At 55.9% G+C, this 12,302-nt stretch carries 9 protein-coding genes and 1 pseudogene; 9 read left to right on the forward strand and 1 reads right to left on the reverse strand.

Annotated features, from left to right (window positions below; translation table 11 throughout):
- Nucleotides 1-188: 188 nt before the first annotated feature.
- The 9 genes and pseudogenes from J7367_RS22380 to J7367_RS19460 all read left to right on the forward strand — a co-directional run.
- Nucleotides 189-350, forward strand: a pseudogene (locus J7367_RS22380) (IS5/IS1182 family transposase); the annotation flags it as partial.
- 956 nt (nt 351-1,306) lie between these two features.
- Nucleotides 1,307-2,854, forward strand: coding sequence for an MASE1 domain-containing protein (locus J7367_RS19425; protein WP_039574463.1), 1,548 nt, complete (start codon nt 1,307-1,309; stop codon nt 2,852-2,854).
- A 1,022-nt stretch (nt 2,855-3,876) separates the two neighbouring features.
- Nucleotides 3,877-4,524 carry a hypothetical protein gene (locus J7367_RS19430; RefSeq protein ID WP_039574464.1) on the forward strand — a complete coding sequence of 216 codons (648 nt, stop codon included), beginning with the start codon at nt 3,877-3,879 and terminating at the stop codon, nt 4,522-4,524.
- A gap of 31 nt (nt 4,525-4,555) precedes the next feature.
- Complete coding sequence (locus J7367_RS19435) at nt 4,556-5,698, forward strand: type IV secretion system protein (RefSeq protein ID WP_039574466.1); 1,143 nt, start codon at nt 4,556-4,558, stop codon at nt 5,696-5,698.
- Nucleotides 5,667-6,254, forward strand: a complete 588-nt coding sequence (locus J7367_RS19440; protein WP_236493590.1) for a DUF4189 domain-containing protein — start codon at nt 5,667-5,669, stop codon at nt 6,252-6,254. The genes J7367_RS19435 and J7367_RS19440 overlap by 32 nt, the downstream gene beginning before the upstream one ends.
- Nucleotides 6,255-6,412: 158 nt before the next feature.
- Nucleotides 6,413-6,943 (forward strand): hypothetical protein, encoded by a 531-nt coding sequence (locus tag J7367_RS19445; protein WP_039574469.1) that lies wholly within the window; start codon nt 6,413-6,415, stop codon nt 6,941-6,943.
- The gene (locus J7367_RS19450; RefSeq protein WP_039574471.1) at nt 6,940-7,599 is read left to right on the forward strand and encodes a hypothetical protein; all 660 of its coding nucleotides are present in this window, start codon (nt 6,940-6,942) and stop codon (nt 7,597-7,599) included. The genes J7367_RS19445 and J7367_RS19450 overlap by 4 nt, the downstream gene beginning before the upstream one ends.
- Nucleotides 7,596-8,966 (forward strand): DUF6792 domain-containing protein, encoded by a 1,371-nt coding sequence (locus tag J7367_RS19455; protein ID WP_039574475.1) that lies wholly within the window; start codon nt 7,596-7,598, stop codon nt 8,964-8,966. Before J7367_RS19450 ends, J7367_RS19455 begins: the two co-directional genes overlap by 4 nt.
- 209 nt (nt 8,967-9,175) lie before the next feature.
- On the forward strand, nt 9,176-9,715 hold the full coding sequence (locus tag J7367_RS19460) for a DUF4189 domain-containing protein (protein WP_081028039.1): 540 nt from the start codon (nt 9,176-9,178) through the stop codon (nt 9,713-9,715).
- A gap of 126 nt (nt 9,716-9,841) precedes the next feature.
- On the opposite strand, the gene mobH is transcribed toward J7367_RS19460, so the two are convergent.
- Nucleotides 9,842-11,770, reverse strand: a complete 1,929-nt coding sequence (gene mobH / locus J7367_RS19465; protein WP_039574478.1) for a MobH family relaxase — start codon at nt 11,768-11,770, stop codon at nt 9,842-9,844.
- Nucleotides 11,771-12,302: the final 532 nt, after the last annotated feature.

Consider the following 12,302-nt stretch of genomic DNA (forward strand, 5'->3'; position numbering starts at 1 on the left):
GCCGGCGATGGGGAGCGTGCGTCTGTGAACCGGGAAATTCCCGCGGAAAGCGCCAGAAATGGCGAAATTCCGAAGTTCCAAAAGCCACTCTTCGGAACGACGCCACCTTCCGCCCTGTCAGGTCTCGTTGTTCAGACCTTCCCTAGAGCGTGTTATGAGCTTTGCCCCTGCCACTCTAACGTATACGGATGAAGCCTCGTAAGCCTTATCCGACCGACATTTCCGACGAAGAATAGGCCTTAGTTGCGCCGTATTTGACACTGATAGATGCGCAGGCGACACAGCGTCAGTACGCGCTACGCGCGATGTTCATCGCACGGCGCTGGATCGCACGGGCCGTCGCACCGTCGTGATTGCTTCCCAACGATTTTCCGCCTTGGGAGGCGGTGTTTCAGCAAACCCAAGGTTGGCTGCAGAGTGCGCTTTCCTACGGGCGAACATACAAAGGTTGCGGGTTCACTTCCCACTGGCCGATGCGTAGGAACCCAATCGCATAGAAGGGCAATGCGCGATCCACCTGGCGAACAGGGGCGTGGTGGTATTCCTGCAAAGTCTCAGAAGCATGGTTCTGAGTCAGCGGGCGATGCCCGTCAAGGCCTATAGCCCCACTTCGCGATGATGGCTTCCAAGATGGCTTGATTCGGTGCAGTCGCGCCTGGACATGTCGTCAGGTACACCCGACGTGCCGCCGCCGTGGCCGGCGGGTTGAAGGCAGGGCTCCATACCTGGATGGCGTGGAAGGTTGCGATCGGCGCTGCACATTCAGGAGACGGAGTGCCGAAGCCGGACATGCTGGACATGCAAAGAAAGACCGAGCAAGGATCAGGCGCCTGGGCGCGAGCTGGGGCGCTCAGGCCAAGGCCTAAAGCCGCAGCCAGTGCGAAAGTGGCGGCAGTCGTGCGTGGCTTCATGATAAATACCTCCCTGGTAGTGGTTGAAATGACGTGCTCGCTCAGATGTGGTGAATGATGGCACGCTTTGACTTTGGCCGGGACGCCGTGCCTGGCGGCAGAGCGCTCTCCCAACTTGACAGGGTGCCGTCCTCGTCACCGATGAACACTGCTCGTCGCGTGACTAAGCCGAATTGCGTTCCAAGGCTCCCGCCAACTCCCCGCTCCCCGCCACGGCCTCTGTCCATCTGATCAAGCTGAGAGGGCAAGGACGTCCATGTTTTTGCAGCAGGCTCCCCACATACCTGACGCGCATCTGTGGCGTACCCGTTTCACTGGGCTGTAGTCTGGTCACCGACACCGTTACGGCTCCCGCTCAGGTATGCTCTGGCGTCGTCAAAACTCAAGGTATTCCCATGGAAGGGCTGAAAAGTGTGACGCAGGGCCTGTTAACCGCTACGGCCTACTGCCTGGCGTTTCAACTGTCTTGGCACTGCTCACTGGATCAGTGGTACCTGCCAGCTGGCCTTCGGATTGCAGCGTTGCTGCTCGCCCCTTCTCGCTTGCTACCCTGGATACTGGTGGGCGATGTCGCGGCGTTGCTGATGATTCGGGTTCCCGCGATCAGCAGTGTCGGTGTCAATCCTACCTGGGCCTACGCTAGCCCCTGGATCCTGGTTCCGGCCATCGCTCTGGTCCCTATCGCTATTCGGGCAAGGTATGGGGCAGTACATCGCGCAGGAGCGTCACTGATCCCGATGCTTCTGGTCACGGCAGTCTGGGGCGCGCTCTGCACTCTGGGGACCAACATCATGCTCGATGGGCCTTCGTCGGCGATCAGCGGCGTCAAGTTCGCCCGTTTCGCTGTAGGTGACTACCTCGGAATGTTGATGGTTGTCCTGCCAGTGCTTCTATGGATGCGCCGCCACGACGAGGACACACCCAGCCGCCTGACGCCTCATTGCGCACTGGCGGTTTTGGCGACTGCATTGATCTTCGCATTAGCAACACTGCCGCAAAGCAATGTTGCACGGTTGGGCTTAATGTCGTTACTGATCGTTCCTGCCGTTCTGCTCACCTGGTTGCATGGCTGGCGGGGCGCGGCCATCGGCGTTGTGTTGGCGAACACCGCTCTGGCATTTTCATTGCGCAATACGGGTGTGCTGGGGGCCTATGACTCAATAGGCTTTGTCGTGCAGGTGATGCTCGCAACAACGGCTACCGGGCTATTCGTGTTGGGCGCGCGTATATCTAGCACCATGGCCGAAGTGCGCCTGCGACTGCGAGGCGAGCAACAGGCTTTGGATACGGCAAAACTGAGCTACCTCTGGGCTGAGCGGGAATTGCGCGAGCACGTGATCGAGTACGTCGACATTGAGGTACAGATGAACCGACTACGCCGCGACATAGAAAGTCATCTCAAGTCACGCGGACAACATGAAGCCGCCATGCGGATGATTCGCACGGGCTCTATCCAATCGAAGATGCTGCACGAGTACATCAATGCTTTGTACCCGCTGGAGATCGAGACGCATGGGCTCTATCACGTTTTCCGTTCGCCAGGCTTCGCCAGCGCGAGTCACACAGAAATCCACCCGGTGATGCTTCGCGGCAATCCCATGAAACTGTCTGTTGGGCTGCAGCTTGCCGTCTACAGATGCACCCAGCAGGCGATTGCCTGCCTGACTCCAGCAAGGCGTCATACCATTAAGGCCAGGGTCGGAAAACTGCGCGGGCTGCAGGGCATCGCTATATCAATTTACGGGGATAAGCCACAAAGCAAGCCTGCCAGTCGGACCGCTCTTGAGAACACAGCAGAGTTGTCCAGCAGGGTGCGCTCGTATGGTGGCACCTGCCGGCGCCACCATACGGGCAAGATCAGCTTCTTTGTTTCAGAACCAACAGGGACACGATCAATTTTTAGGTACGATGAGCCAGCTGTTACCTCGCGGGAGTGTTTGTAGCAGCACCGTCATACCGTCTCCTTCATATACGACTGTACCGCTCGGGCGTGAACCCGCCGCGAGGATCGTGGTGCGGTCTGCATCGATACCAACCGGCATGACCCAACGGGTACCGTCGATCCACCCGATTGCAGTTCGGACATCGCCACTAGGGCCATTGACTTGCAGGTAGCGGATCCCATCTCGCTCGAACGTATACACGTGCAAGGTGCTGACAGCCGAGAGATCAGTAGCAGAGGGACGACTGGCCCCCAGCCCTGTTGTTGCTGCAGCGGGGCTATGACCGACATCTGGACAGCACGCCGCCGCACTGTATGAGACTGCCAGTCCTAGCAGTCCCAATGCCACTGCTGCCGTACGTTGGAAGTTACGCATCACATGTCCTTTCCCCTCGAAGAGGGAGTGCTCGCCTGCGGTCCAGGCAGCTGCGACGGTACGCGATCCAGAGCTTTCCTCGGTTGACAGATATCGTGCGGACTCGACCGGGCACGCCATTGTAGAGGGTGGGGAATTGCCGTTCCCGGATGTCAGATTTTTCCTACCCAGGCAACCTTGTGCCTTGAGGTGGCGGCCGCTAGACAATGAGATGACGGTCTGGAGGGGAAGCAGGTAGTGGCAATCTGCCTTGACCTATGCCAGAGTTCGACCCAACCTGCCTCAATAGCACATAAGGATAATGGCCCTAGCAGGCGATCATCTCCGCACCCCCGGCGGCGTCTTCACTCGTCGCTGTGCCTGTGTCCGAACAAAATTCTTTCGCTTCATGATTTCGACAAGCGCTTGACTCCTCTCAACCTGCCTGGGCTGCCTATCGCCTTCCGGGCTGTCCCATCTATATCCCTCGCTTTGCTATCCCCGCCATCAATCTGCACCCAACAAGACTGACGAGTCCCGCCATGAATGACCGCTCACGCCGCTCACGCCTTTCATTTTCACGTCTCGCCGCAGGCTTGTTGCTTGCAGCCGGTCTTAGTGTTGGGCCCGCGAATGCAGTGGGAGTGATTGTCAATGACCCAACGTCTATGGCGAAGGCTTTACAGGAGTACGCAGAGCAGGCTAAGCGATGGACCGAGACCCTCAAGCAGTATCAGCAGCAACTGGATCACTATCAGCAGCAGCTCATCAAGCTTCAGCGGTTGAACCTAGGGACGTCCACCATGGCTGACAACTTTGCCGAACGTCCAGAAGACTATGGCCTGGAAGCCGACTGTCCGGGTGCCCCAAAGACAGGCCTCTCAGGGGTGCTGCAGCAATTCAAGTCTCTCGCCCCCAACATGAACGGCAAGATGGTGGAGGAGCAAATGAAGGTCTGCACACGCATGGTGCTGGCAAAAAATGCCAAGTACAACGAGTCGGTACGCATGCTCAAGCGCCTTATAGAACGCAACAACCAGTTTAAAGCGATTGAGGCGCAGCGCGACCGAGGTGGCACCAGCCAAGGGGCGCTTGCTGCCAACGATAACGAAGTTCAGCGTTTCGTAGCACAAAACGCCATGGACCTGGACTACTGGCAGGCCCAGATGACGGCATATGACAGCTATATCGTCGGGCTGAAGGAAGATCAGTCACGATTGGCCAGAAAAGCTTTGGATGGCGACCAAAATAGCTGGCTCAAACCGCTGGGACAGCTCGTGCAGGCCGCAACGCTGAAAGCCGCGTTATCCAATTGATCGCTACACCACGACAGACAGGCAGAAGGTAATGGACGCAATTCTCCACGGAGCGATGAACTGGTTGCAGCCTTTGGCGGATATCGGCCTCGGTGAGTTCGTTTTCTTCAAACTGGTCAACGACTACTTCAGCAATGAGATTCAAGAGTTCGGCTTGGAGTTGATGAGCCGCGCTATGAGGTGGGTCAGTACGATCGCTTTGACAGTAACCACTCTGTGGGTACTGATTCTGGGCTATCGCATCGCAACCGGGCAGTCGCGTGAAAGTGCAATGGCGACCATGATCAAGGCCGGCAAGGTCGCGATCATCATCAGCCTTGCCTCAGCTGTCGGGGTTAACGGGGCAATGCTGCACCAGACCATGACCCAAAACCTGGACAAAGAGATCCATGGTCTTTTTACGGGTGATGAAGACAGCACCGCCTCCGATGCTATTGACGAAAATCTTGCCTATACGCAGGTGGCGCTGACCGCGCTGGATGCGGTGCGCGTCGACCCAACCGATCCGGAGGCAATAGAGAAGAAAGGCCGCGCTGTATTGATGGCGGGCTTCGGCACCGCCAGTCCGCCGATGGCGGCTGGAGCAATGCTGCTGTTATTCAAGTTCACTATGGCGTTCTTGATCGGGATCGGGCCAATCTTCATCTTGGCACTGATCTTCGACCAGACCAAAGACCTGTTCAAGAAGTGGTTGTTCTACGTGATCGGCACGCTGTTCTCGATGGCAATGCTGTCGGTGGTCACGGCGATGGTGCTGAAATTCACGGCAAAAGTGGCTGCGGCCTACTGGGCTGCCCAACTCATCACATTAGGCAATGCAGAAGGACTATCTAGCCAAGCCCTACAACAGGGCGGTATCGGGCTGGTCATGACCTTGTTGATCATAAGCGTTCCAACATTGGCGGCTGCAATTTGGCAGGGTAATATGGGAACGTTCATGGCATATTCAGCATTTGATCGTGGCGGCGCAGCAAGTCCTGGACCACAGGGGCAACCGGCCGGGTCCTATATGCCGCAGCAACCGCATAGAGCTTCCAATGAGGAGTCAGTTGGTAGAGGTCAGTCCACAGGTCAAGTGACGAACCGTACTGTTGGCTCATTGGGTGGATCTGAATCTACTCCAATACCAGGTTCTCGGGGTAATGCTGGAAGAAGTGAAAGCGGCAGTGCCTAAAATTGCCGGGATTAGGTTTTGCAGAAGGCGTGCATATATGAGTGCTAACAGATTTACGCTGTTTTTTCTTATGATCGTCGGGCTTCCGGCAATGGCCGAGCAAGGCTGCCCGCCTGGGCAGTATCCCATTGGTGGACAGGGAGTGGCAGCATGTGCCCCGATTCCACAAGATAATTCCGTCCAAGAGCAACCTCGGCCGCTTGGGAAATGGATTAAAACCTGGGGGGGCGTCGCACTTGATGAATCCGGTGCCGGCGCAGTAGGAGTCGCAAGTGGAGAACGCTCTAAACGAGAAGCGCAAAAAGCTGCTTTATCCAGTTGCCTTGGAGCTGGAGGCAAAGATTGCCGCGACTGGGTGACTTACTTTAATCAATGCGCAGCTGTAGCAGAACCTTATAAGGATGGAAAATCTTCTGATGGAAAATTACAATTTTCCACAGGTGCGGCACTTGAGAAAGTTACAGCCAAGGCAGAAAAAGACTGTACCTCTGTAAATAATAGTTCGTGCAGAGTTATTTATTCCAACTGCTCGGATCCAATCTTTGAAAAGTTCTGATACATGCCTGAATGCACTGCCAGGTTCATCATCAAGCGAAGCTTAGATATGCAAGAGCCGCGTGGCCAATAAGACTTCCAACTGGTATCCCTCAAAGTTCATCCCGTGCCCCTGATCACGTTCGCCGTTAGTTAAGTGGAGCTCGTAGGAGCGATGTAATGGATAGCGTGTTTCCCTACCCAAATGCACATTGGTACCGGTCACCCAAGGGTGTTCGGCGCATGTTGACTATCCTGCTGATGTCAACCTTACTGACCGCAAGCTTGGTTGTTTTGGCCTATCGAACTTCGTTCTCGATCCTGCTGGACCTTGCACAGTATGCGGCCACCATCTGTGCTGTATTGCACTTCGCTGTAGTGTCGATGCTGCTGAGTCTCATTGCAGGTGCTCTGAAAGTTTGGAAAAAGCTGCAAGCAAACGGGAAAAATACCTGTGAATTGAAACAGCTGCGTCGGGGCATCGTTAGCGCAACTGCAATGACGGGTTTGATGTTTCTGCTAGCAGTGGGGGCGGCGTGCGTCCCGGCAGTGATGAAGATAATCAGGGAAATCCCAGAGTTCGGGATGGTATTCGCTCTTATGATCATTGCCTTGCTAATACATGGCATCAACATCAACCGCGCCTGTCGACGACTGACCGACTCAGTCACGGCGGCGCAGCGTGCCGCACAACGCACGATGGCGGCATGAACGGGTATCTGAGGGTCAAGATTGTCGGCTGGTTTTTTCTAGTGTTCTTAGCAGGATGCAACCCCATGAATACTGCCTCTGAAAGACACGACACCGATTCGACCACCACCGACGGCGATCCGGTCTACCGCAAGAATCCGCATCCGACACAGGCGTACCGGATCACGATGACCATCGAGGATGCGCCGGGGCCGTTTGAGTGGATATCAGGAACTGCTTTCTATGAAATGACGAATCGCGATGCGTGCACACCCATTGATCGCTCATTGGGCATGTCGACAAAGCAGAAAGAAGATGGGATTCCCATCAATTTCGAAAAGGTCAACGACAGCACATACGTGACGAAGATTTATGCTGATGGCATGGTCGATGCGGATTATTACGGGAAAGGCACCTGTCACTGGGAACTAACCAGTGCAGATGTATCTTTAAAGGCAACGGGCAAGCATGAAGAAACCAGATTCCAGCCTGGCTTGTATAAAGATAAGATATTAAAATCAATTCCTGGGGTAACTTATTTCTGGAAAGGGCGCTACCCAAGGGAAGACATAGAGAACTTCCCGGATAGCGGCAGAATCAGTGTTGACCAATTCAATGATAATGCTCGCGACAATATCTTCAAAGTCACCCTGACTGCTGAAAAGGTGGTCCCATGAGCCTCACAACCCAACAATATGCAGCGCTTGCAAAAGATAGTTATGACAAGCCGCCGGAGACAGGGGAAAACAGTCGAACTGTCGTAATAGGTGATGTTTCATACAAGCGCCTTGAGTACATAGATAGTCCTTCAGGCTATCAGGGGATTATCTACCGACGGATCGATACCAACGAGATCGTTGTCGCCCATCGCGGCACTGAGACTGAGCGTGAGCTCAAGCAAGATGGTGTCTACACCGATGGCGGAATGGTCGCAGCACGTCACAACCGCCAGGCCGCCGAAGCAATTGAGTTGACCAAGCATGCGTTGGTCTATGCACAAAAAATGGGCAAGGACGGCGAAGCCCCCGACGTTACCGTCACCGGCCATTCCCTCGGCGGCAATCTGGCCCAGGTCACCGCCCACCACTTCGGGCTCAAGGGCGAGACCTTCAATGCCTACGGCGCGGTCAGCCTGGACCGGCGGGTTCCCGAGGGCGGCACTGATGTCATCAATCATGTGATGGCCGGCGATGCGGTCAGTGCTGCCAGCAAGCATTACGGCCAAGTCAGGCTCTACGCTACCCAGCAGGAGATTGCCACGCTGGAAAAGGCCGGTTACGCCAATGACCGCAGTCTTTTGGACGCTCGCAATCCAGCTGTCGTCAAACCACTCGCCGACTCGCACCGCATGCACAACTTCCTGCCGGTGGATGCCAACGACGCACCAGACCGCTCGGTGCTGGAAGACCCCAAGGCGCAGCAGTTAGCCCGTCAATACGCGCCGATGATCGACAAATACCGCGATGACGTAGAGGTGTTGCGTGGTGGCTTAACGCTTGGGGCACGCGGTGGTTATGGCATGGCCGTCGATGCCATCGACCGTTTACGTGGGCCCCTAGAAACCGGCGCCGGAACGACAGAGATGGCGGCGGCACGCTGGCAAGAGGTGCAGCAGCACATGCAAAGCGAAAACGCCCCGACGTATGTCGCGCCCGGCTGGAGGATGCCTATGGGCTCATCCGGCAGCGAAGTGGATGCACCGGCAGCGCCGCGTGGTCGGTTCGGTGAGCCTCTATCCGCATCGGTTCCCAACGATCCGCTTTATCAGGCCATCCACAGCAAACTCCCTGCCGGCACCTCTCCGGCCGAGGCCATGCATGCCACGGTCGAAGCCAAGCGTGTGGGTATTCTGAGTGTCGATCAGCTGCAAAGCGTGACCGCGCATCAGGACGCTGTGTGGATCGCCGGTCAAACCCCGGGCTTCCGAGTCAAGGTGGACTTGTCAGAGGGAGTGCCTCCGTTGCAGGAGAGCATCCGCCAATCGCAGGCTCTAGACGCGCAACGCGCCCAGCCGGACATGACCCCGCCGGCGCGGGTGCTGTAAAAAATAGTTCATAGAGCACAATTACGTCAGGCCTGGAATAGGCTGGCCGCGTGTGCCTTAATCGGCTTCAAGCTCATGAGCCATGGCATGAATTGGTAACCACGATCACTTGATCAGTAACCATATTACGGTCTGGACGAGACCGAGGTCGGTGTGTTAAAGAAGCCGATGTACTTCAGATGAATTAATTATATTTAGGTCATGCATCTATGAGGCTTTGTGTTCTTTTGGTTTTTCCAATTTTATATCTTCCTATTACTGCCTGGGCTCAAGGCTGTCCGCCAGGGCAGTATCAAATTGGTGGGCAGGGAGCTATCGCATGCGCTCCGATTCCCCAAGGAAACTCAGAACAGACGACACCTGCACCTCGTCCGCTAGGAAAATGGATCAAAACCTGGGGAGCTATAGCAATGGGGTCTGTCGACTCTATTTTTAGCTACGGAGTAACTACTGGCAAACTCTCGAAATCTGAGGCTGAAAAGGACGCACTCAATCGTTGCGCCTCCCATGGCGAAAAAAACTGCAAGGTCGGGCTTGCTTATGAAAATCAATGTGCTGTTATAGCTGAGCCAAAAGTTAACGGGAAGCCATTTTCGACTGGCTTTTCACGTTTTGTGGGTGCTGGGACAACTGTTGAAGCAAGTAATGTCGCTTTAGAAAGGTGCAAAGCTGACAATAGAACTACGCCGGGAGTAGAGTGCAAGATTATTTATGAAGCATGCTCGGAGCCTATTTTCGAAGCTTATTGATCACTCCCAGTAGGCACCTCAATAGGCTCACACTTCGACATCCGGTTTGACATTCATAGGCGTGGCTCGGAGATAGACGTGAACGCTACTGGCTCACACTCAAGCAAACCAATGAGGGGTACACATTCAGGCATCAAGTGAAGTGGATGCGTCCGTGTGGATTGACGGTTGTGAGTTTCCTTCCCGGAGCCGGAGCGTCAGGTATGGGTTGTTTGGCGGAAGCTCCCCGAATACACCCTGCCAACGTTCAAGCAGGTAGCCGTGGAGCCGGCGCGATTTGCGAGGTCCGGTTACTTCGCAAGTCCAAATGTTCAGACCATTGGCTTGCTTACGGTGTAGATGCAATTTCTCAAATCTTTTTTGCGCCCACTGCCAATCTGCCATCTCTTCACGCTTGGCATAGTCAGCGATTTGAGGATGTTCTTGCGCATAGCGCTGAAACACACCTGGGCTTACCAGATAGACGGCATCCGCCACGATATGCACCAGCGCCTTAGCGTCGTTGATTACGAGTCGGCGCGATGCAATCGCCTGCTGCAGCCATGTCACGAAATGATCGGCTGACATTTGAGTTGAGGTGCCATTCGATTCATCCCTGGATGGGTAGGCGCTAGTCGATAGTGGATTTTCTTCCGCTGGGACGAACTCGCTCCCCTGGTGTGGCTTTCCGGGAGCTTCAGGGGTTGGCTGAAACGATGAGTTTTCTTGGTCATCCGTCTTCGGCTGATCTGGTGCCCCAATCATTGCCAGCAGTTCATCCATCATGTCCGGCGCGTTTTTCGCTACGGGTTGTGTGCTCAAAGAAGGCTTCGATTCCAACGGCGGATTGGCTCGATCATCGGGGGTGTCCTGCACGGCCGAGTCAAGCAAGTCCGGCGCACTCTCGCCGGTTGCCTCGGCACCTTGGCCTGCTTCAACAAGCACCGTCCCCGCGTAGGCGGCCGGCCGCTCACCAGCCTCCCAGATCAGTGCGGGCGAGAGCCGCAGTAACGTAAAGGCATGTGACCAGCCGCTTGAGCTGGTCACCGTTGCACGCCAGATCGCTTTGCCGTCCGGTGCGGGCTGGAGCATGCTGTGCTCTTGAAGAACGTTGAACACAGCCGAATTGCTCGCTGGGATGCCGTCTATGCCTTGCGATAACAGGTGGGCACGCAACTTGTCCGAAACAGTCTTGCTCACCAGCCATAGCGCATCCTCCGTGAGCCAGCCATCTGATGCCTCTGGCTGGTTCAGCTTCAGCTGCTCTTTTAGCAGGTAGCGCAGCCCCTCAAGCAGCTTGCGTTGCAATGCGTGCTTTGGTGCGGCCATCACCTTCGCCGGATCTCCACCAAGCTCCTGCGCAACCGAGGCGCGATCGGCCTGGACCACCAATTCGCCAAGCATGTCAGCATGCTCATATTGGCCAGACAGCACGTAAAGCAACTGGGACCATAGGGCTGGATAGCCGCTGAGCCAGTCAAGCGCGGCGCTATCGAGTATCCGGGTGTAGAGCAATCCAGTCGCAGCCCCATGCAAGCGATATTCGCGACCCTCGCGATGGCGAAAACGATAAGGCTGGTTCAGTGGTCCATGCCAGGGGTGCCAGATCCTCCCCCCCTGCAGCTCTACATGCAGATCGACAGCGATCTTGCCGATGTCGTGTAGCAGTGCGGCATAAGCAACAGCTGCAGTCCAAGCCTCCGCTTGCGCCGCTTGGTCCTCAGGCGAAGCTCCTGCGGGGAGCAGGTGCGACTGTCGCAACTTCAACGCGAACGCGACAATTTCAAGGCCATGATCCAGCATGCCTCCTAGGTACGCGTGGTGATGGCTTTCAGACGCTGGGAATTGCTGCACAAGATCCGCATAGCGCTCAAGCGGGACTCGATAGAGCGAGTGAAACTGCTTGCGGGATAGAGAGGTACGCTGCCAGATATGTTCCAGAAGCTTCTGGCGTCGAGGTGTGGCCAGTAGTTCCGCAGCCGACTTGGGGTGCAACAGCCCTTTGCCTAGCGCACTCTCGGTCACTGCCGCAACAGGTGGCAGAACGGCGGCCTTTCGTTGAAACAATCTGAGCATGCCCACTCCCAGTGATGATGCAGGGCAGGGATGGCCTTTTTCCTTTTCCAGGTAGCCCCATTTCCCTTGGGCACCATTCCCTTAGCGTCGCCCTTCTACCCTTCTACCCTTCTGCCCTTGGGTTACACCATTTCCGCCGATCACTAGCGAGCATCAATCGGATGTGGGCGCTCCCCTTTTGCGCCTTTACCCGGCCTATCGGCTCAAGCACGCTGGCCGCAACCAGACCTCCTGACTCCTAAGACTGGAGGCAGCTAAGGCCCTGCTGGCATCAACGCTGCCGAGGCCTGGTCAGCATTGTTTCAATGAGTTAAAAATAACCCATAATGGATAGGCACGGATCAATGCACTGGACTGCAGCGGGCCGATGCACACGGGCGATGCCACGATGCAGATTTGCTACACATCGAGGCCTGGAGCATCAGCAGCAATGCCTCGATGCGCTTGGAGGGGTAATCCCCCCACTTTTAGCGGTCGCCAGAAGTGGAGCTAAGCGGCCATCGCCAACTTCATGGCAGGCGTGATGCCGCCG

The sequence above is a fragment of the Xanthomonas sp. D-36-1 genome, from assembly GCF_017746155.1.
Classification (GTDB): domain Bacteria; phylum Pseudomonadota; class Gammaproteobacteria; order Xanthomonadales; family Xanthomonadaceae; genus Xanthomonas; species Xanthomonas cissicola.